The organism is Glutamicibacter sp. TV12E, assembly GCF_052441935.1.
Taxonomy (GTDB): Bacteria; Actinomycetota; Actinomycetes; order Actinomycetales; family Micrococcaceae; genus Glutamicibacter.
Map to the genome: position 1 here is coordinate 2,164,605 of NZ_JBQVVF010000001.1, position 20,198 is coordinate 2,184,802.

General features: G+C 62.0%; 16 protein-coding genes and 1 riboswitch. Of the genes, 12 read left to right on the forward strand and 4 right to left on the reverse strand.

Annotation, left to right across the window (positions count from 1 at the left end):
- Positions 1-23: 23 nt before the first annotated feature.
- The gene (locus tag ACT7DV_RS10130; RefSeq protein ID WP_444662293.1) at positions 24-1,082 is read left to right on the forward strand and encodes a FecCD family ABC transporter permease; all 1,059 of its coding nucleotides are present in this window, start codon (positions 24-26) and stop codon (positions 1,080-1,082) included.
- Between the two features lie 3 nt (positions 1,083-1,085).
- A complete protein-coding gene (locus tag ACT7DV_RS10135; protein WP_444662295.1) occupies positions 1,086-2,981 on the forward strand; it encodes an SIP domain-containing protein in 1,896 nt (631 codons plus the stop codon).
- Positions 2,982-3,069: 88 nt separating this feature from the next.
- Here ACT7DV_RS10135 and ACT7DV_RS10140 read toward each other — a convergent pair whose 3' ends face one another.
- Positions 3,070-3,546, reverse strand: a complete 477-nt coding sequence (locus ACT7DV_RS10140; protein WP_444662297.1) for a MarR family winged helix-turn-helix transcriptional regulator — start codon at positions 3,544-3,546, stop codon at positions 3,070-3,072.
- Between the two features lie 102 nt (positions 3,547-3,648).
- Between ACT7DV_RS10140 and ACT7DV_RS10145 the strand changes: the two genes are divergently transcribed.
- Positions 3,649-5,493, forward strand: coding sequence for an ABC transporter ATP-binding protein (locus ACT7DV_RS10145; protein WP_444662299.1), 1,845 nt, complete (start codon positions 3,649-3,651; stop codon positions 5,491-5,493).
- On the opposite strand, the gene ACT7DV_RS10150 is transcribed toward ACT7DV_RS10145, so the two are convergent.
- The gene (locus tag ACT7DV_RS10150) at positions 5,490-5,975 is read right to left on the reverse strand and encodes a MarR family winged helix-turn-helix transcriptional regulator (protein ID WP_444662300.1); all 486 of its coding nucleotides are present in this window, start codon (positions 5,973-5,975) and stop codon (positions 5,490-5,492) included. The two genes, ACT7DV_RS10145 and ACT7DV_RS10150, sit on opposite strands and share 4 nt — an antisense overlap.
- A 203-nt stretch (positions 5,976-6,178) precedes the next feature.
- Here ACT7DV_RS10150 and ACT7DV_RS10155 point away from each other — a divergent pair, with 203 nt between their 5' ends.
- On the forward strand, positions 6,179-7,300 hold the full coding sequence (locus ACT7DV_RS10155; RefSeq protein ID WP_444662302.1) for a glutathione S-transferase C-terminal domain-containing protein: 1,122 nt from the start codon (positions 6,179-6,181) through the stop codon (positions 7,298-7,300).
- Here the strand turns inward: ACT7DV_RS10155 and ACT7DV_RS10160 are convergent.
- On the reverse strand, positions 7,297-7,602 hold the full coding sequence (locus ACT7DV_RS10160) for a hypothetical protein (protein WP_444662304.1): 306 nt from the start codon (positions 7,600-7,602) through the stop codon (positions 7,297-7,299). The genes ACT7DV_RS10155 and ACT7DV_RS10160 overlap by 4 nt on opposite strands.
- 117 nt (positions 7,603-7,719) lie before the next feature.
- Here ACT7DV_RS10160 and ACT7DV_RS10165 point away from each other — a divergent pair, with 117 nt between their 5' ends.
- Positions 7,720-8,643 carry an RNase H family protein gene (locus ACT7DV_RS10165; protein WP_444662306.1) on the forward strand — a complete coding sequence of 308 codons (924 nt, stop codon included), beginning with the start codon at positions 7,720-7,722 and terminating at the stop codon, positions 8,641-8,643.
- Positions 8,644-8,721: 78 nt separating this feature from the next.
- Here the strand turns inward: ACT7DV_RS10165 and ACT7DV_RS10170 are convergent, their stop codons facing one another.
- Positions 8,722-10,173 carry an APC family permease gene (locus ACT7DV_RS10170; protein WP_444662308.1) on the reverse strand — a complete coding sequence of 484 codons (1,452 nt, stop codon included), beginning with the start codon at positions 10,171-10,173 and terminating at the stop codon, positions 8,722-8,724.
- Positions 10,174-10,436: 263 nt separating this feature from the next.
- Here ACT7DV_RS10170 and ACT7DV_RS10175 point away from each other — a divergent pair, with 263 nt between their 5' ends.
- The 7 genes from ACT7DV_RS10175 to ACT7DV_RS10205 all read left to right on the forward strand — a co-directional run bounded on the left by ACT7DV_RS10175 (position 10,437) and on the right by ACT7DV_RS10205 (position 20,145).
- Entirely contained in the window at positions 10,437-11,597 is a 1,161-nt protein-coding gene (locus ACT7DV_RS10175; protein WP_444662310.1) for a serine hydrolase domain-containing protein, read from the forward strand.
- A gap of 48 nt (positions 11,598-11,645) precedes the next feature.
- The gene (locus ACT7DV_RS10180; RefSeq protein WP_444662312.1) at positions 11,646-12,434 is read left to right on the forward strand and encodes an SGNH/GDSL hydrolase family protein; all 789 of its coding nucleotides are present in this window, start codon (positions 11,646-11,648) and stop codon (positions 12,432-12,434) included.
- A gap of 101 nt (positions 12,435-12,535) precedes the next feature.
- A riboswitch (glycine riboswitch) is annotated at positions 12,536-12,633 on the forward strand.
- A gap of 165 nt (positions 12,634-12,798) precedes the next feature.
- A complete protein-coding gene (gene gcvP, locus ACT7DV_RS10185) occupies positions 12,799-15,645 on the forward strand; it encodes an aminomethyl-transferring glycine dehydrogenase (protein ID WP_444662314.1) in 2,847 nt (948 codons plus the stop codon).
- Positions 15,646-15,657: 12 nt separating this feature from the next.
- Positions 15,658-16,785 carry a glycine cleavage system aminomethyltransferase GcvT gene (gcvT, locus tag ACT7DV_RS10190; protein WP_444662316.1) on the forward strand — a complete coding sequence of 376 codons (1,128 nt, stop codon included), beginning with the start codon at positions 15,658-15,660 and terminating at the stop codon, positions 16,783-16,785.
- A gap of 60 nt (positions 16,786-16,845) precedes the next feature.
- Entirely contained in the window at positions 16,846-17,226 is a 381-nt protein-coding gene (gene gcvH, locus ACT7DV_RS10195) for a glycine cleavage system protein GcvH (protein WP_444662318.1), read from the forward strand.
- On the forward strand, positions 17,226-18,548 hold the full coding sequence (glyA, locus tag ACT7DV_RS10200) for a serine hydroxymethyltransferase (protein WP_444662320.1): 1,323 nt from the start codon (positions 17,226-17,228) through the stop codon (positions 18,546-18,548). Before gcvH ends, glyA begins: the two co-directional genes overlap by 1 nt.
- A gap of 187 nt (positions 18,549-18,735) precedes the next feature.
- Positions 18,736-20,145 carry an L-serine ammonia-lyase gene (locus tag ACT7DV_RS10205; RefSeq protein WP_146276049.1) on the forward strand — a complete coding sequence of 470 codons (1,410 nt, stop codon included), beginning with the start codon at positions 18,736-18,738 and terminating at the stop codon, positions 20,143-20,145.
- Positions 20,146-20,198: the final 53 nt, after the last annotated feature.

Consider the following 20,198-nt stretch of genomic DNA (forward strand, 5'->3'; position numbering starts at 1 on the left):
CGAAAGAAATGACAAGAGCAGCTATGAGCCAGCCAACCGCAGAAGAATCCGGGCCGGTGCCGCAAGGCGTGCCGGCCAAGGCCGCGGTGCGACGGAACTTGGCGCGCCGCACCGCCGTGTGGATGGCCTTGGCCATGGTGCTCGCCATCATCGCCTACCTGTTCTGGGGCAGGGATCGATTGCCTGCGGCCGAAGTCCTGCAGGTGCTGGGCGGGCAGAAAGTCCCCGGCACCAGCTTCATCATCATGTCCGACAGGCTTCCGCGCGTTGCGGTCGGCGCCTTGGCGGGAGCCGGGCTGGGCATCTCCGGCGCCCTCTTCCAGCGCTGGCTGGGCAACCCGCTGGCCAGCCCGGACGTCATCGGCGTTGGCTATGGCGCATCGGCCGCCGCGGTCCTGGCCATGATCACCCTGGGCTATAACGACTGGAAGCTCAACGCCTTCGCGTTGGCCGGCGGTCTGGTTGTCGCCGCGCTGATCTATTGGCTTTCGGCCTCGGGCAAGCGCACCGGGCCTCGGCTGATCCTGGCCGGCCTGGCCATCGGCGCGATGCTCCAGGCCCTGATCCAGTACCTGCTGACCCGGGCGCAGGTGAATACCGCCAGCGATGTGATGCACTGGCTGACCGGATCGCTCTCCTCCAGCAACTGGCACAGCGCCCTGGTCCTCCTGATCAGCCTCGGGGCGATCGGCGTGATCCTGCTGCCCTTCGTCGTGCGCCAGCTGAAGATGCTGGAGCTGGGCGAAGACTCGGCGGCCGCCTTGGGCGTGAACGTGGGCCGGGCACGGATACTGCTCGTGGTTGTTGCCGTGGCCATGGGTGCCTTGCCTATTGCCATCACTGGCCCGCTGGCCTTTGTGGCCTTCCTGGCCGGGCCGATCAGCGCGGCGCTGAGCCGCGGGCCGATCCACATCCCCCTGGCGGGATTGACCGGGGCTGCCCTGGTCGTCGTTGCCAACTTTTTTGCCGCGAACTTGTTCGCAGATCTTGCACTGCCGGTAGGTGTCATCACCGGCGCATTCGGCGCACCCTTCCTGATTTGGATCCTGGTGCGCGCCAACTCAACCGGAAGCGGGGCATAACCCATGGCCACTTTGCAGGCTAGCGATCTGACCTTGGCCTATGACAAGGTCACCATCGTCGACGAGCTGTCCTTGGATATTCCTACCGGGCAGGTGAGCATCGTGGTGGGCGCCAATGGCTGCGGCAAGTCCACGCTGCTGCGTGCCCTGTCCCGGCTGCTCAAGCCATCGGGTGGCCAGGTGCTGCTGGACGGGGCGGATATCCACTCGAAGCCGGCCAAGGTTGTCGCCAAGACCCTGGGGCTGCTGCCGCAGTCGCCGACCGCGCCGGATGGGATTACCGCCCGCGAGCTGATCAGCCGTGGACGCTACCCGCACCAGGGGCTTTTCAAGCGCTTCTCCGCAGAGGATGAAGCGGCGGTGAATCGTGCGATGGAGCTGACCGGCACCATCGAGCTGGCCGACCGCGCGGTGGATGAGCTCTCCGGCGGACAGCGCCAGCGCGTCTGGATCGCCATGGCCCTGGCCCAGGAAACCGACCTGCTGCTGCTCGATGAGCCCACGACCTTCCTGGACGTGGCCCACCAGCTGGAAGTGCTGGACGTGGTCAGCGAATTGAACCGCAGCCGCGGCATCACCGTGGTCATCGTGCTGCACGATTTGAACCTGGCAGCCCGGTACGCCGACTACCTGGTGGCCCTGCGCCATGGCAAGATCTACGCTGCCGGCCACCCCAATGAAGTGGTCACCGAAAAGACCGTCAAGGATGTCTTCGGCATGCCCAGCCGGGTGATCCCGGACCCGGTAGGTGGCACCCCGCTGGTCTTGCCCATCGGACGGCACCGGGTGCTGCGCACCGAACAGGTGCTGGCCTCCAAGGGCATTTTCCGCAGCGAGCCACAGGCGCTGGAGCCCGAAGCCGCGGCGCAGGGTGGAAACGAGGATGTCGCCGAGGCCACGGCGCTGGATCACCGTCCGGCCTACGAGCATGTCCCGACCCTGGCTTTTGACACCACGGTGATCAACCGGCAGGAACTCTCGCCTTCCTTCCGCCGGCTGACCGTCAGCGGCAAGGACCTGGACTATTTCGGGACCAACAGCCACCCATTGGATATGCGCATCAAGCTGTTGCTGCCTCCGGCTGGCGGAACGGCCCTGACCGATGAAATCGCCTCGATGCGCCCGCAGGCCATGACCAGCCCAGCGGAACAAGAAGGCTGGTACAAGCGCTGGCTGTCCATTGATCCCGATACCCGCGGCTACATGCGAACCTATACGGTCCGGGCCTTCCGCGAGGCCGGCCACCGCGACAACCAGGGGCTGACCGCGGAACTGGATATCGACTTCGTGATGCACGGGCGCGTGGTGGATGGAAAGCTGCAAGGCGGCCCGGCCACCGAATTCGGCGACCGCGCGCAGGTCGGAGACCAGCTGCTGTTGCTGGGCCCGAACAAGTTCCTGAACGACGCGAGCTACGGCGGCATCGAATTCCGTCCGGGCGAAGCGCGGCGAATCGTGCTGGCTGGCGACGAAACCGCAGCCCCGGCGATCTGCGCCATTCTCGAATCCCTGCCGTCGAATGTCACCGGTCATGCGCTCATTGAGGTGCCCGAGACCACCGACATCCTGGGTACTTCGACCCGTTCGGGTGTTTCGGTGCAGTGGCTGACTCGTGGCAGCCACGCCCATGGCGAGCTGTTGCGCAATGCCTTGAGCCAGGTGGTGGCGATTCCTGCAGCAGGAGTGGTGCATACCAATGCCGAGCCGGAGGACATCGATGTGGACTCGCAGATCTTGTGGGAGACCGGGCAGGCCAACAAGGCGCCGTTCTATGCATGGGTCGCCGGCGAAGCTGGAACAGTGAAGGAAATGCGCCGCTACCTCGTCCGCGAAGCTGGCATCGACCGCAAGCAGGTGGCGTTCATGGGCTACTGGCGCCACGGCAAGACCGAGAACTGACAACTAATTCTGCGTCAGCGCAGAGCCAGGGCCACGGCTCGGATACCCACGCAGTGGTTATCCGGGCCGTGGCCCGTTAATGCGAAGTTCAGTGTGCGGCCCCTGGCTCCTTGCACGCCAAGCGCGCCGGCCGCGGATTGTCCCGGTCGAGGATTTCAAGCAGCCTCGTCAGTTCTTCGCGGTCCGGCGGCGAAAGCTTTTCGAAGTATCCCTCCATGCTTTCCCTGCGAAGCCGGGACATCTCGCCCAGCTGTGCACGGCCACTGGGACTTAATGCGATCAGCGTTGCGCGGCGATCTGCAGGATCCGGGGTGCGGATCACCAGCTGCTTGGCCTCCAACTGGTCGACTACCTCGGTGGTGGAGCGCGCTGCGATATGCAGCCGCTCGGCAAGCTGAGAATTGCGCAAACCCTCGGACTCGGCATGCCCCAGCAGGGACAGCACCCGTGACTGGTGCGGGGTGATTCCCAAGGGGATCAACCCTTCCCTCCAGCGGCCTCGAATAACGCGCGAAGCGCGGAGGAAAAGATCTGCCAAGTCAGGCTTGGACTCTTCGTTCAGCATGGTTCCAAGAATAGTGTGTTCTTCAGAACAATTTCAAGATGGAACCACATAGTGAGGTTACCTCTGTTATTCTTTGGGGAAGTGAATGATGAAGGAGGGTCTATGAGCGTGAATTCAATGCCCGGACATCCCGGTGGGCCGGCCGGCGGAGGGCGAATGAAAAATGCCGTCCAGGACAAGCAATGGCTGGCCGAGCATCCGGTATCCCTTCAGCGCGTAGCAGCACTGTTCCACCCGCATCTGGGAGCTGTCCTTGCTGTGGTGCTGCTGATTGCAGCCTCGTCCATCATTGGCCTGGCACAGCCCTTCATTGTCCGAGAGCTGATAGATGTCGCGGTTCCCCAGTCCAATATCCGCCTCTTGGTGCTAGGCGCAGGGGGGCTGGTAGCGATTGCCCTGGCCACCGCGGTGCTGGAGGTTTTGCAGACCTGGCGAGCCACCCTGATGGGGCAGCGCGTGATGCACCAGTTGCGAACCGGGCTCTTCACGCACCTGCAAAAGCAATCACTGGGATTTTTCACCAGCTCGCGATCCGGCGATGTGCAATCCCGGCTGATCAATGACGTAGGGCAGATGCAGTCGGTGATCACCAACTCGGCAACGAGCATCGCCTCGAACTTGACCACCGTGGTGGCTACGGCCGTGGCCATGGTGGCAATTTCCTGGAAGCTGAGCCTGATTTCGCTGGTTGTCTTCCCGCCGGCCATCTTGCTGGCCAAGCAAACCGCGAAACTGCGTCGAGCGGTCACCGGCAAGCGCCAGCGCGAGATGTCGAACCTGGCATCTCTCATTGAAGAGCGCCTGAGCATTTCCGGCGTTCGCCTCTCCAAGATCATGGGCACCGGTCCCGCGGATGCTCAGGCATTCGCAGGTTCCAGCCACAGGCTCATTGATCTTGAAATGAAAAGCGCACTAGCTGGACGCTGGCGCATGGCCACCATGAGCATCATCTTCGCAGCCATTCCAGCGGCGCTCTATTTGGCTGCTGGCCTGCCGGTGACCGGTGATGGCATGAGCATCGGAACGCTGGTGGCCTTCACGGGACTGCAAGCAGGGATCTTCCGCCCGGTCATGGGGCTCATGCAGCTCTCGGTGCAGTGGGTATCCGCGATGGCGCTGTTCAGCCGCGTCTTCGAATACCTGGATGCGGATCAAGAACTCCCGGTGGCCGCTGAGCCAAAGGCTGTGGAGCCCGAGCGAATGAGCGGCGAGGTTCAGCTGCGTGATGTGAGTTTCCGCTATCCGGAGGCGCATAAGCCAACCCTGGACCGGCTGAATCTGACACTCAAGGCTGGCACCATGACGGCGGTGGTGGGAACTACTGGCTCGGGAAAGTCGACGCTCGGCTCCCTAATGCCGCGGCTGCTTGATCCAACCTCCGGGCAGGTGCTGCTTGATGGGGTGGACCTGAGGGAATACGACCCGCAGGGCATCGCCCGTGCAGTTTCCGTTGTTGCCCAGGAAAGCTACTTGTTGCACGATACCGTCCGGGCCAACCTGTTGTGGGCTGCGCCGGAGGCGACCGAGGAGCAGTTGTGGCATGCCCTGGAGGCAGCGCAGATTGCCGAGCTGATTCGCAGCTTGCCCCTGGGTATTGAGACCGAAGTGGGGCAGCGGGGCCACCGGTTCTCCGGAGGCGAGCAGCAGCGCCTGGCCATCGCCCGCACCATGCTGCGCGAACCCAAGGTCCTGGTGCTGGACGAAGCGACCAGCGCGTTGGATACGGTCACCGAGGCCTTGGTCCAGCAGGCATTGGACGAGCTGGCGGCGGGTCGAACCACGTTGCTGATTGCCCACCGGTTGAGCACGGTGATGCGTGCGGATCATATTGTGGTGCTTGATGAGGGGAAGATCGCAGAGGCCGGAACCTTTGACGAACTGGTGTCCCTCGGTGGGCGTTTCGCCCGCTTGGTCCAGAGTAGCGAGCTGGCCTCGCGGGCAGGCTAGCAGCTGGAGTCCTTGAGCCCCTGCTGCTCGATCGATTCAAGAATCTTGGGCAATGCGGTCTCCAGGGCGCGGCGTTCGTCGGCGTCCAGCGAATCAAAGAGGGTTTCTCGCACAAAGGTCACGTGGCTGGGTGCCGCGTTTTCGATGGTTGCCTGGCCCAGCTCAGTCAGCGCAATCTGATGGCCGCGGCGGTCGGTCTCATCGGAGCAGCGGCTGATCAAGCCCTTGGCCTCCATGCGGCGCAAGAGGTGGGAGAGGCGCGAGCGATCCCAGCGCAATGCCTCGGCGACGTCCGCGGGACGTAAACTGGGTTCTGTTGCTTCAGAAAGCACGGCCAGGACCGAGTACTCCCCGGACTGCATTTGGGAATCGCGCATCAGCTGGCGATCCATGGCACTGGGGAATAGCCAGAGGAATTCGCGGATGGTTCTCCAGAGGTCCTGCTCGCTCTCGGATAGCCAGCGGGTCTCATCGCTCGTCATTTTCTTCACCCTTTTGAAATCTTGCAGCTCAGCAAATTTTGTTGACGCATCAATCATCTCGTGTAAAGTTTAATTTGGCAATATATGGTGACGCGTCAATCAGATTTCTGAACTTGCTGCCATGTTCAATTGCTGCCGCTTGCCATAATGTCGATAGGGGAGCGCGCAATCTGGATTGGCGCGACGGACTGTGGAGGGAAAAGATGAGCGAGGAATATTCAACCAAGGGTGCCTATGTCACCGGCGGGGAATTCACCCGGGATACCAATTACATCCAAGACCGGATCGTGGCCGATGCGAACCCGGCAAATTACGGCAGTGAACACAACAACAGCAAGATCGGCCACCCGGACGCCGGTGTCGGCGTAGGCGCCCAGCTCTGGCCGGTGGAAGCCGGACGCTACCGGCTAGTCGCGGCTCGCGCCTGCCCATGGGCCAACCGCACGCTGATTGTTCGCCGAATACTGGGCCTGGAAGACGCGCTGTCTGTCGGACTGCCCGGCCCCACGCACGATGCCCGCAGCTGGACCTTCGACCTGGACCCCAGTGGGAAAGACCCGGTCCTTGGCACCGAACGCATTCAAGAGAACTACTTCAAACGCTTTGCCGATTACCCGCGGGGCATCACCGTACCGGCCATCGTGGACATTCCCACCGGGGCGGTCGTCACCAATGACTACCCGCAAATCACCTGGGACCTGTCCACCCAATGGAAAGAATTCCATCGCGAAGGCGCGCCCAACCTGATACCGCAGGACCAGCTGGACGAGATGCTCCCGCTGGTCAAGCGCATCTTCACCGAGGTCAATAACGGCGTCTACCGCGCCGGCTTCGCGGGCAGCCAAAGCGCCTACAACGATGCCCATGACCGGCTGTTTGCCACCTTGGATTTCCTTGAAGAGCGCCTGTCCACCCGCCGCTTCCTCATGGGCGACCACATCACCGAGGCAGACGTCCGGCTCTTCACCACCCTGGTTCGATTCGATCCGGTGTACCACGGGCACTTCAAAACCAACCGGAACAAGCTCATCGAAATGCCGAACCTCTGGGGTTATGCACGGGATTTGTTCCAGACTCCCGGCTTTGGCGACACTATCGATTTCGAGCAGATCAAGGCCCACTACTACGTGGTCCACGAAGATATCAACCCCACCCAGATCATCCCCAAGGGGCCGGTCTTGGAGAACTGGCTGGAAGCTTCAGAACGCGAGCGCTTGGCCGACCAGGGACCGTGGCTAGAAGGCACGGCCCCGGAGCCGGTGCGCCCGCAAGAGCGCGTCCAGTCCGGGCACAATCCGCTGTATCCCACCGAACTGGCAGGCTAGTAATCAAACCCCTGAGCTTCACAGGCCTTCTTGAATCCTTCAAGATCCGTGATCTCAGGGGTTTGCGGCTCTCGGAGATCAACCGCATCGCGCACTGGCCCGGTTGCGGATTGCGCACCATGGGCTGCGGCCTTTTGCATATTGGTTTCTCCAACTCCCTGGGGCGCATCAAGCCCGCCGCCAAAATGGATGCAGGCCGCATAGCCTTCTGGGTCCTGCTCCCTGAACCGATCAGTCGAGGGCTCCGAGCACGCGGCCAATAGCAGGCTGATGGCCGCCAAGAGGGGCAATATTTTCTTCACGCCACCCATGGTAGCCAGTGCACGGCAAGATGAAGTGCGAACAACGCCATAGACCCGGCGGCGACATGGCCCAATCCATGAGCCGGAGCCAGGCCGGTAGCGTGGCAGGATTAAACCATGACGATCATTGCTGCTGCAGATGGATCCGCCCTCGGTAACCCCGGGCCGGCCGGTTGGGCCTGGTACGTGGACGAAGAGAACTGGGCCGCTGGCGGCTGGGACCATGGGACCAACAACATGGGCGAGCTCCAAGCTGTCCTCGAGCTCTTCCGTTCCACCGCGCACCTGCCGGATGAAGAGCTGAAGATCCTCTGCGATTCGCAGTATGCCATCAACTGCATCAGCAAATGGATGCCCGGATGGAAAAAGCGCGGCTGGAAAAAAGCCGATGGCAAACAAGTTCTCAACCAGGACATCCTCAAGGAACTTGATGCCGCGATCCAAGGGCGGAAATACACCTTTGAATGGGTCAAGGGGCACGCCGGCCATGAGCTGAACGAAGCTGCCGACGACCGCGCACGGGCGGCAGCGACAGCACATCAGCAGGGCACCGCTGTGGATGCTGGACCCGGCTACGCCGGGGGCGCACGCCCGGCAGCAGCTACAGGCGGGACCGCCACTGCGCCACCAGTTCCGGCGGCACCGGAAGTTCCGACCGCCGCCCAGGTGCAAGCGGAGCCGGGCGCCGACTTCGCGGCCACGGTCTACGAACTTGAACTCGGCTTCCTCGACCCGCAGATCCGCTCCAGTTTCACCGAGCTCAAGGATTTCCTGCACCCGAGTTACCAGGAAGTGACCCGGCATGGAGGACTGCTTGATGTCGCGACGATCGGATCGCTCTTGAGCGCCGGATCTTCCCTTCCGGGCACCGGCCAGATGCAGGTCCTGGCCACCCGCCAGATCAGCGAGGAAATGGTGCTGCTGGCCTACCGGATGAAGCCGGCCGGCACCGGGACGCTCATTGTCTCTTCGTGGTGGCAGCTAGATGCCAGCGGCTGGAAGCTTCGCTTCCGGCAGGAAACTATCGAGCAGCCAGCCTAGGTCCTGCCGCCGGGCATGGGGCAAAAATATGGTCCACCGGGGAAATTCCCGGTGGACCAAGGTATTGCTGGAGAGGATTTACTTGTAGTCGCCAGGGCGGGTCTCGATGATGCCCTTCTTGTAGTTGACGCGGTTGATCAGCCAGGTCAGGGCCCAAAGAGCCACGCCGATGACCAGCAGCAGGCCCGCGATCTCGTACTGCACCCAGTCGGCGCGCGAACGGGCCCATGGGCCGGCGAGGAACAAGCAGAAGGCCACGCCAAGAATCGGGATGATGGTTGGTGCGCGGAACGCATCGTCAGGTGCCTTCTCGCGGCGCAGCACCAGCAGCGAAACGTTCACTACTGCGAAGACGCACAGCAGCAGCAGCGCAGTGGTGCCGCCCAGGGAACCGACAATGCCGTTTTCGCTGTCCAGGTTCACATAAGCCACCAAGGCGATGGCAAGGGCGGTGCTGAACAGAATGGCTACCCAAGGGGAGCGGCGGGTGGAGTGCACCTTGCCCAGGAACTGCGGCAGCACGCCCTGGCGGGCCATGCCGTAGAGCAGGCGGCTGGCCATGAGCATGTTCATCAGCGCCGTATTGACCACTGCAAAGACGGTCACGAACGGGAAGATGGTATCGATGGGAATGTTCGGTGCGCCGATGCGCACCACGTCCAGCAGGATGCCGGCATCCGGGTTCTTCGGGTTCAGCAGGTCGCCGGTGGGGATCACCATAATGACGGTGATGGCTACGAGCATGTAGATCAGGGCACACAAGCCCAGGCTGATGAGCATGATCTTCGGGAAGATCTTGTTCGGGTTCTTCGTCTCTTCCACCAGATTGACCGAGTCTTCAAAGCCCACCATGGCGAAGAACGCGATGGCCGTGCCCATGGTCACCGCGGCGAAGAGGCTGCGATCGGAAGGGGTCTCGAAGACGACCAAGCGGCTCACGTCGCCCTGGCCCGAAGCGATAACTGCGAAGCCAATGCCGATAATCACCGCCATGATGGCCAGCGAAACGATGGTCAGCACCAGATTGAACTTCACGCTCTCGCCCACACCGCGCAGGTTGATCAGCGCAAGGATCACGATGATGATAATGGCCGCCCACATGCCCGCCTGCGGGGTCGTGGGCACACCGTCAATGAATTGGCCGAAGCCGATCAGCAAGTTTTGCCCCACCAGGGTCGCCGACGTGGCAGCACTGGTAATGCCAGAGCAAGCCACGGTGAAGGCCACGATAAAGGTGACAAAATGGACGCCGAAAGCCTTGTGCACATACAGCGCAGCGCCTGCGGCGTGCGGGTATTTGGTCACCAGCTCCAGGTAACTGAAAGCGGTGAGGGTTGCGATGGCGAAGGCGACCAGGAATGGCAGCCACGCTGCGCCGCCGACCTGTCCCGCAACCTTGCCGGTGATGGCAAAAATTCCAGCGCCGATGATATCGCCCATGATCAGGAATAGCAGCAGCTTGGGGCCGATCACCCGCTTGAGTTCTGCATCCTGGCTCTGGGGTATTGGCGTGTCACTATCCACAGTCATGCGATCGAGATCATCTCCTTCAAATATTGGTGGCAAGCATGACAAATTTAGTGGCTGCACCCAAAGCGGGCAACCTGCCTTCAGGGCTGGCTCACAGTTTCCGAAGCCCAGCGGTATGAATCACGGGATAAGCGGTCAATGACTGGCAAACCTGTGACTTGACGTACGGATATGCTGGTAGGGGCGCTCATGGGCGCCAATCGTGAATTGCGCGGAATCCGACTAGGGTTAGTTGAAAAGCGAGAAGCAGTTTAAGGATGTAAATGGACTCGGTGATCAGCGAAGATTTCGCACCGTTGGCTCAGGCTCTTGAAGCGCGAGCTGCCGAAGAGGAAGACTATTCGGCGCAGCTGGCCGTATATCACCGAGGCGAGCTGGTGCTCCGCCACAGCGTGGGAGAGCACCTTGCCGGGAATGCGCTGACTTGTGTTTTCTCCTGCACCAAGGGGCTGGGCGCGCTGGTCGTTGCACTGTTGGTCCAGGATGGCCTGATCGACCCCGCCGAGCCAATGGCCACCTACTGGCCGGAATTCGGCGCTGGCGGAAAAAATGCCTTGAGCGTCGGCGAAGTACTCAGCCATCAGGCCGGTGTCCTCGGCGTTCCCGGGGGAGTGCCCAGCCAGGTGCTGCTGAACTCGGCAGAATACGCCAAGGTCCTGGCCTCCATGCCAAGCATCTGGCCGCTGGGCCAGAATATCGTGGGCTACCATGCCATCACCATGGGGGTGCTCATGGAAGAACTGGTTCGCAGGGTCACCGGCAAGGAACTCAAGGAGATCTTTGAAGAGCGCATCCGCAAGCCGCTGGGGGTGGACGCCTATATCGGGCAGGATCCTGCGTTGGAATCCCGCTACCGCGACGTCTTGCCGGCGGCCGAAGCTCCCGCCGAATTTTTCGACCCCTTCTCACCGGCTGGCCTCGCCGTGAACTCCTCCTCCGGGTTCGCCCTGGAAAGCGGCCCGGTGTACAACTGGCACGAGCTGGCCAATGCGGCGCAGGTACGTGAACTTGGCCCGGCTTCCATGGGCGGCGTAGCCAGCGCCCAGGGCCTGGCTGCCATCTACGCGGCGTCCTTCGGGGCGGTTCCTGCCCTCGGCGCTTCGCGCGGATTGCTCAGCGAAGACACCTGGTCGCGAGTATCCACCGAGCTGGTCTACGGCCATGACCGCACCAATGGATTGCTGCAAGCCTTCGCACTGGGATTCATGAAAGCCACCGCGCGCAACAACTACGGCTCGATTTTTGCCTACGGGCACGATGGCGCGAACTCCTCCCTGGCTTTCGCGGACCCGGCCTACCAGTTGGGCTTCGGCTTCATCCCCTCGCGCAGCGAAGGTGCCAGGGAAACCTCCACCGGGGTGCAATTGAGCCAGCTGTGCCGCCAGCTCATCTTGGCCAAGGGCGCCAAGGCGAAATCCAGCTAGCCGCAACGGCACAACGCAAAATCATCAGCAAGACGAAGTGGGATTGAAGTGAAGAAGTTTTTGGCATTAGGTGATTCATTCACCGAAGGCGTCGGCGATGTTGATGCAGAACGTCCAAACCAGGTGCGCGGATGGGCTGATCGAGTTGCCGAAGTGCTCGGTGCCCAGGGGGATTGGGAATATGCCAACCTTGCGGTGCGCGGCAAGAAAATTGGCCAGGTGATCAACCAGCAACTGGACCAGGGGCTGTCCATGGCCCCGGACCTGGTGAGCATCTACGCCGGCGGCAATGACATTTTGCGTCCCACCGCGGATTTGGACGCGCTGATGCGCGGCTATGAGGGAATGGTCCGCCGCTTTTCCGAGGCCGGTTGCACCGTGATGCTCTTTACCGGTTTTGATACCGTCGAATCCCCGCTGTTTTCCAGGACTCGCCCGCGCACTGCCATCTACAACGAGAAGGTCCGCGAGATCGCCGACAAGCACGGCGCGATCATCGCCGACTACTGGCGCTGGCGGGAATTCTCGGACCTGCGGTACTGGGCGGCAGACCGCCTGCATATGAATGAACTTGGCCATGCGCTGATGGCCTCCAAGGTGCTCAACGTCCTGGGCGAAGAGCAGGTGGCCGAGGGCAACTGGGCCGAACTGATCCAGGCTCCGGTGCTGCCCGAGCTGGCCGTGAACTCGCGCGGCGAGAAGCTCAAGGAAGAATTGGGCTGGGCCACCGAGCATTTGGTGCCGTGGCTCAAGCGCCGCCTGACCGGAACGTCCTCTGGAGACTCCTTGTCAGCCAAGTATCCCGAGTACGTTCGGCTAGCCGTCCCGGCGAGCTAGAAGTTTTGTGACAGTTTTTCTGCCGAGGCGTCTTTGATGTTCCGCGCGAGGCAGGTAACATGGTTGTGTGCTGCGGGTCTCCGACCGGCAGCGTGCGCCATAGACGGATGGCGGGAGAGCCCCGTTCACACCATGGACGGGCGCCGTAGGAGCAATTCCTCCCCAGGAAACTCTCAGGCCCCCGTACCGCCATCACGAGGCAACTCTGGAAAGTAGCCGGCCAGTACCGGTTCACCGAAGGTGCAAGCGCCCGGCTTAGTTGGCCGGACGCGTAAAACTCTCAGGTAGTGCAACAGGGATGGGGAGGCAAAGCGTCCTTCCTTTGGCATGCGCCAAGACAGATCCCCGTGGAGACTCCAGCACCATGACCAGCACGCAGATTTCGGCTTCTACGAATAGCGAATTCGTTGCCCGCCATATCGGCCCGCGTCCTTCCGACGTAGACACCATGCTTCAGACTCTGGGCTACAACAGCCTCGAAGACCTGATCGACACCGCCGTTCCGGCAGACATCCGCCAAGACGCCATGCTGGATATCCCAGCCGCCCTGAGCGAAACCCAAGCACTAGCCCACCTGCGTGACCTGGCCTCCAAGAACGTCATGAAGACCCAGATGATCGGCCAGGGCTTCTACGACACCATCACCCCCGCGGTGATCCGCCGCAACATCGTGGAAAACCCGGCCTGGTACACCGCCTACACCCCGTACCAGCCAGAAATCTCCCAGGGCCGCCTCGAAGCCCTGCTGAACTTCCAGACCATGGTCATGGACCTGACCGGACTGCCGATCGCCAACGCCTCGCTGCTGGACGAATCCTCCGCCGCCGCCGAAGCGGTGCTGATGATGCGCCGTGCCAACAAGAAGAAGGCCAAGGGCAAGACCGTCCTGGACTCCAACATCTTCCCGCAGACCATCAAGGTCGTGCAGGGCCGCGCCGACGCGCTGGGCTTCGAAGTCGAGGTCGCTGACCTCTCCGCAGGCCTGCCAGAAGGCGACATCTCCGGCATCGTGCTGCAGCAGCCAGGCAGCAACGGCTCCATCTCCGAGCACACCGGCATCATCGCCGCCGCCAAGGAAGCCGGCGCCATGGTCACCGTGATCGCCGACCTGCTGGCACTGACCATGATCACCCCTCCAGGCGAGCAGGGCGCCGATATCGCCGTGGGCAACACCCAGCGCTTCGGCGTGCCGCTGTTCTTCGGCGGACCGCACGCAGCCTACATGGCGGTGGCCGATGGCCTGACCCGTTCCATGCCAGGACGCCTGGTCGGTGTTTCGGTGGATGACGCAGGAGTTCCTGCCTACCGCCTGGCCCTGCAGACCCGCGAGCAGCACATCCGCCGCGAGAAGGCCACCTCCAACATCTGCACCGCCCAGGCATTGCTGGCCATCTGCGCCTCGATGTACGCCGTCTACCACGGCCCGGCAGGCCTGAAGCAGATTGCATCACGCGCCAACAACCACGCCCGCGTGATCGCCAGCTCGCTGGTTGCCGGCGGATTCACCCTGGCCTCGCAGACCTTCTTCGACACCGTCGTGGTGAACGTCGAGAACGCCGGGGAAATCATCGCCAAGGCCATCGCCGCGGGCATCAACCTGCGCAAGGTCAGCGACACCCAGGTCGGCATCTCCACCGATGAGACCACCACCTCGAGCATTGTGAAGTCCCTGCTGGAGGTCTTCGGCGTGCAGCTCTCTGCCCCGGAAGGATTCGAGATCCCTGCCGGTCAGGTGCGCACCAGCGACTTCATGACCCACCCGATCTTCAACACCATCTCCTCCGAGACCCAGATGATGCGCTACCTGCGCCGCCTCTCGGACCGCGACCTGGCGCTGGACCGCACCATGATCCCGCTGGGCTCTTGCACCATGAAGCTGAACTCCGCAGCCGAGATGGAATCCATCACCTGGCCAGAGTTCGCTTCCATCCACCCGTACGCACCAGCCGAGCAGACCGAGGGCTGGCGCGAGCTGATCACCGACCTGGAAGGCCGCCTGACCGCGATCACCGGCTACGCTGGCGTCTCCATCCAGCCAAACGCCGGCTCGCAGGGCGAATACGCAGGCCTGCTGGCCATCTCGGACTACCACGCATCGCGTGGCGAGGGCCAGCGCAATGTCTGCCTCATCCCGGCTTCCGCCCACGGCACCAACGCCGCCTCGGCAGTGCTGGCCGGCATGAAGGTCGTGGTCGTGAAGACCGCAGCCGACGGAACCATCGACGCCAATGACCTGGATGCCAAGATCGAGGCCAACAAGGACGTCCTCTCGGCCATCATGATCACCTACCCGTCCACCCACGGGGTCTACGACGCCGACGTGCGCGAGGTCTGCGACAAGATCCATGCTGCTGGCGGACAGGTGTACATCGACGGCGCCAACATGAACGCCATGGTGGGCCTGGCCCAGCCGGGCAAGTTCGGCGGAGACGTCAGCCACCTGAACCTGCACAAGACCTTCTGCATCCCGCACGGCGGCGGCGGCCCGGGCGTCGGCCCGATCGGCGTGGGCGAGCACCTGCTGCCATTCCTTCCCGGAGATGCCTCGGGCACCTACACCGAGCGCGACGGCGTGCCGGTAGTGGCTACCGCCTTCGGCTCGGCCGGCGTACTGCCGATCTCCTGGGCCTACATCGCGATGATGGGCGGGGACGGCCTGACCGAGGCCACCAAGCACGCCATCTTGAACGCCAACTACATTGCCAAGCGCCTGAACGAGCACTTCCCCGTGCTGTTCACCGGCAACAAGGGCCTGGTTGCCCACGAGTGCATCCTGGATTTGCGCGAGCTGACCGCGAAGACCGGTGTGACCGCAGAAGATGTGGCCAAGCGCCTGATCGACTTCGGCTTCCACGCGCCGACCCTGTCCTTCCCGGTCGCCGGCACCCTGATGGTGGAGCCCACCGAATCCGAGGACCTGGGCGAGATCGAGCGCTTCATCGAAGCCATGATCACCATCCGCCAGGAAATGGAAGAGGTGCTCTCCGGGATTTACACCATCGAGCAGTCCCCGCTGCGCAACGCTCCGCACACGGTCTCCGCTGTGGTCAACAGCGGCTGGGACCGCAAGTACTCGGTAGAGCAGGCCGCCTTCCCGGTAGCCAGCTTGAAGTTCGACAAGTACTTCCCGGCTGTCGGACGCATCGACGGCGCCGGTGGCGACCGAAACCTGATCTGCTCCTGCCCGGCTCCTGAAGCCTTCGAAGACTAGAAAGACTTTGAGATGACTGAGACTACCCAAGAACTCAAGCACACCGCCCTGCATGCCCAGCATGCAGAGCTCGGCGCCAACTTCACCGACTTCGGCGGCTGGGATATGCCGCTGAAGTACGGTTCGGAACTGGCCGAGCACAAGGCCGTGCGCTCCACCGCTGGCCTGTTCGACCTGTCCCATATGGGCGAGGTGTACCTTTCTGGTCCGCAGGCCGGCACCGCGCTTAACACCGCACTGGCTGGCAACTTCACCATCATGAAGGTGGGCAAAGCGAAGTACTCGCTGATCCTCGATGCTGAAGGAAAGATCATCGATGACCTGATCGTGTACCGCCTGGCAGAAGAAGAATTCCTCGTGGTGCCCAATGCCGGCAACGCCGACGTGGTGGCCGTGGCCCTTCAAGAGCGCGCTGCAGGATTCGACGTGCAGGTGGATAACGCCTCGGCCCGCCAGAGCCTGATCGCAGTCCAGGGACCCAACGCGCAGGCGATTGTCTCCAAACTGGCAGCGGATGCCGAAACCGCCCAGAGCGTCACAGAGCTGAAATATTACGCAGCGGCCAAGCTGGTGCTCGGCGGTATCGACGTGCTCCTGGCGCGCACAGGATACACCGGCGAAGACGGCTTCGAATTAATCATCGACAATGAACAAGCCGCCGAACTGTGGGCCAAGATCATCGCCATTGGCGCGGACCACGAATTGGTTCCGTGCGGCCTGGCCGCTCGCGACTCGCTCCGCCTTGAAGCAGGCATGCCGCTGTACGGCAACGAGCTGAGCCTGGATCGCACCCCATTTGATGCGGGATTTGGCCCAGTGGTCTCCTTCAAGAAGGAAGAAGACTTCGTAGGCCGCAAGGCACTGGAGTCCCTGCGCGAGCAGACCCCGGCACGCAAGCTCGTTGGCCTGAAGGGCCTGGGAAAGCGCGCGGGACGCGGCGGCTACGCCATCGTGAAGGACGGGGCCACTGTTGGTGAAATCACCTCCGGACAGCCTTCTCCGACCCTCGGCTACCCGGTGGCCCTGGGGTATGTGGATGCGGAATTCAGCGAAGTCGGCACCGAGCTGGAAGTAGATCTGCGCGGTAAGACTTTGCCATTTGTCGTCGTCGAACTGCCGTTCTACACGCGAGCCAAGTAACGTTAAACATCAGTAGGGCCAAGCCATACGCCCGCTTATTCCCTTGGGAGAGGAAATACCGTGAGTAAAGTTCTTTCGTCATTGCGCTATTCGGCCGAGCACGAGTGGATCGATGCATCGTCCCCAGCCAAGGTCGGCATCACCCAGATCGCTGCAGACGCCCTGGGCGACGTGGTCTACGTCGACCTGCCAGAAGTTGGCGATTCTGTCAGCGCCGGTGAAACCTGCGGCGAGGTGGAATCCACCAAGTCGGTATCCGACCTGTACTCGCCAGTGACCGGCACGGTCGTTGCCATCAACGACGAGGCTGTTGACAACCCCGCAATCCTGAACGAAGACCCCTACGGTGCCGGCTGGCTGTTCACCGTAGAAGTGACCGAAGAGGGCCCGCTGCTTTCGGCAGCAGACTACGCAAGCACCAACGGTGGAGACGTCGAGTAATGAGCAACCAGACTTTTGAATCCCTAGCGCCAGCATCGCTGACCCAGTCGCTGGCTGCCTTGGACCCGGAGGTAGCGCAGCGCATCGACGCCGAGCTGGCCCGCCAGCAGCGCGGCCTGGAAATGATCGCCTCGGAGAACCACACCGCCCAGGCCGTCATGCAGGCCCAGGGCTCGGTGCTGACCAACAAGTACGCCGAAGGCTACCCGGGCCGCCGCTACTACGGAGGTTGCGAAGAAGTCGACGTCATCGAGACCCTTGCCATCGAGCGCATCAAGGAACTGTTCGGCGCGAACTTCGCCAACGTCCAGCCGCACTCCGGCGCGCAGGCCAACGCCTCGGTGTACCACGCACTGGTCCGTCCGGGCGATACCGTGCTGGGGTTGAACTTGGCTCATGGTGGTCACTTGACCCATGGCATGAAGCTGAACTTCTCCGGCCGCTTGTTCAACATCGTGCCCTACGGCGTGAACGAGGAAACCAATGTGGTGGACATGGACGAGGTGGAGCGCCTTGCCGTGGAGCACCAGCCGAAGATGATCGTGGCCGGTTGGTCGGCGTACCCGCGCCAGCTGGACTTCAAGCGCTTCCGCGAGATCGCTGACAAGGTCGGCGCGTACTTGTTTGTGGACATGGCGCACTTCGCGGGCCTGGTCGCTGCCGGGTTGCACCCGTCTCCTGTGCCTTATGCGCATGTGGTCACCTCGACCACGCACAAGACTTTGGCTGGTCCTCGTGGCGGAATCATCTTGTCCAATGATGCCGAGATCGCCAAGAAGCTGAACTCTGCAGTCTTCCCAGGCCAGCAGGGCGGCCCTCTGGAGCACGTGATTGCTGGCAAGGCAGTGGCCTTCAAGATCGCTGCGTCCGAAGAGTTCAAGGAACGCCAGCAGCGCACCTTGGCTGGTGCCAAGATCCTTGCTGAGCGTTTGACTCAGGATGATGTGGCGGCCAAGGGCATCAGCGTGTTGACCGGTGGCACCGATGTGCACCTGGTTCTGGTTGATCTGCGTAATTCGGAGTTGGATGGCCAGCAGGCCGAGGATCTGCTGGCAAAGGTGGAAATCACCGTGAACCGCAACTCGGTTCCATTCGATCCTCGTCCGCCGATGGTGACTTCGGGGTTGCGCATCGGTACTCCGGCGTTGGCAACCCGTGGCTTCTCTGAGGCGGCGTTTGCCGAGGTGGCCGAGATCATTGCGCAGGCGTTGATCGCTGGTGCTGATGGCAATACCTCGGTGTTGCCAGAGCTTAAGGACCGGGTTCTGGAGCTGGCGCAGGCCCATCCGCTGTATCCGGATCTGGCCAAGGTTTCCGAGTAGCACCATCTTGTGAGGATGGGGGCCCGGACGGCGGAAACATCCGCTTTTCGGGCCCGCAGTCTTTCATCCGCAGAAGTTCACCCCACGCTGTGCGGAAGTTCCGATGCAAGGATGACCTCTTGCACACCACACCATCTTTCCGGAGTGAGCACTCCGGATTGCCGACGTTCTAAGGATGTGACCCGCCATGGCGGTAAGCGTATTCGATCTTTTCTCGGTTGGCATTGGACCCTCATCCAGCCACACCGTGGGGCCAATGCGTGCGGCGCACGCATTCATCGCCCAAGTAATCCGTGAAGAGAAGATGGATGCCCTGGATAATATCCGGGTCGATGTCTATGGCTCACTGGCCGCGACCGGACGCGGGCACGGAACTTTCACTGCCATCATGCTGGGACTTGAAGGATTTGAACCCGAAACGGTGCTGCCTTCGCAGGTTGATGAACGCCTGGAACAGATGGATGCCACTGGAATCTTGCAGTTGGGAGCGCAGCTAGGACAGCGCAAAGACCTGAACTACTCCGTCAATGACATGGTCCAACACCCGTTGACCGTACTGCCGCGCCACACAAACGGAGTGAAGTTTGTGGCCCTCGATTCACAGGGCAATGAACTGACCAATGAAACGTTCTTCTCAGTTGGCGGCGGCTTCATCGTGCGTGAAGGTGCTGAGGAGCGCATCGAGAAGAATCTGGAAGAAAAGCTGCAACAGCAGCCATACCCTTTCACCACTGCTGCCCAGCTTTTGGAGCATGTGAAGGCCACGGGCAAGTCCATTGCCGACATCATGATGTCCAATGAATTGGCCTACCGCAGTCAGGACGAAATCCGATCAGGACTGGTCCACATCTATCAGGTGATGGAGGACTGCAAGGACTCTGCCTTAGAACGTACCGGTGTGCTGCCCGGTGGGCTTAAGGTTCGCCGCCGCGCGCCGGAATGGCATGAGCGCCTGCGCAAGGAAGACAAGGACCGTGATCCTGTGTACTGGCAGGAATGGATCAACCTTGTCGCTTTGGCAGTGAATGAGGAAAATGCTTCCGGCGGCCGCGTGGTGACTGCGCCGACCAATGGTGCGGCCGGCATCATCCCAGCGGTCCTGTTCTACGCCACCCACTATGCCCCAGGTGCCAAGTACTGGAATGAAGAGGAAAGAAACGACGCCGTAGTGCGCTTCCTGCTCACCGCAGGCGCAGTGGGAGTGCTCTACAAGGAGCAGGCCTCGATCTCCGGCGCTGAGGTTGGCTGCCAGGGCGAAGTCGGCTCGGCCTCGTCGATGGCCGCTGGCGGCCTCGCCGAAATTCTCGGTGGCACCCCGGCACAGGTGGAAAACGCCGCAGAAATCGCCATGGAGCACAACCTCGGATTGACCTGCGATCCCATTGGCGGCCTGGTCCAGATTCCATGCATCGAGCGCAATGCGATTGCTGCATCCAAAGCAGTGAATGCTGCCAAGATGGCGCTGATGGGCGACGGCGAGCACCATGTCACCTTGGATGAAGTCATCATCACAATGCGTGAAACTGGCAAGGACATGAGCGATAAGTACAAGGAAACGGCCATGGGCGGCCTCGCCGTCAACGTGGTCGAATGCTAATCGCTAGCTGAGATTTATTTTCGGGAGGCCGGTTGATCCGGCCTCCCGAAGCC

Coding starts and splice junctions, on each gene's coding strand:
- ACT7DV_RS10130 (WP_444662293.1), top strand. CDS start 24: ATGAGCCAGCCAACCGCAGAAGAATCCGGGCCGGTGCCGCAAGGCGTG.
- ACT7DV_RS10135 (WP_444662295.1), top strand. CDS start 1,086: ATGGCCACTTTGCAGGCTAGCGATCTGACCTTGGCCTATGACAAGGTC.
- ACT7DV_RS10140 (WP_444662297.1), bottom strand. CDS start 3,546: ATGCTGAACGAAGAGTCCAAGCCTGACTTGGCAGATCTTTTCCTCCGC.
- ACT7DV_RS10145 (WP_444662299.1), top strand. CDS start 3,649: ATGAGCGTGAATTCAATGCCCGGACATCCCGGTGGGCCGGCCGGCGGA.
- ACT7DV_RS10150 (WP_444662300.1), bottom strand. CDS start 5,975: ATGACGAGCGATGAGACCCGCTGGCTATCCGAGAGCGAGCAGGACCTC.
- ACT7DV_RS10155 (WP_444662302.1), top strand. CDS start 6,179: ATGAGCGAGGAATATTCAACCAAGGGTGCCTATGTCACCGGCGGGGAA.
- ACT7DV_RS10165 (WP_444662306.1), top strand. CDS start 7,720: ATGACGATCATTGCTGCTGCAGATGGATCCGCCCTCGGTAACCCCGGG.
- ACT7DV_RS10170 (WP_444662308.1), bottom strand. CDS start 10,173: ATGACTGTGGATAGTGACACGCCAATACCCCAGAGCCAGGATGCAGAA.
- ACT7DV_RS10175 (WP_444662310.1), top strand. CDS start 10,437: ATGGACTCGGTGATCAGCGAAGATTTCGCACCGTTGGCTCAGGCTCTT.
- gcvP (WP_444662314.1), top strand. CDS start 12,799: ATGACCAGCACGCAGATTTCGGCTTCTACGAATAGCGAATTCGTTGCC.
- gcvT (WP_444662316.1), top strand. CDS start 15,658: ATGACTGAGACTACCCAAGAACTCAAGCACACCGCCCTGCATGCCCAG.
- glyA (WP_444662320.1), top strand. CDS start 17,226: ATGAGCAACCAGACTTTTGAATCCCTAGCGCCAGCATCGCTGACCCAG.
- ACT7DV_RS10205 (WP_146276049.1), top strand. CDS start 18,736: ATGGCGGTAAGCGTATTCGATCTTTTCTCGGTTGGCATTGGACCCTCA.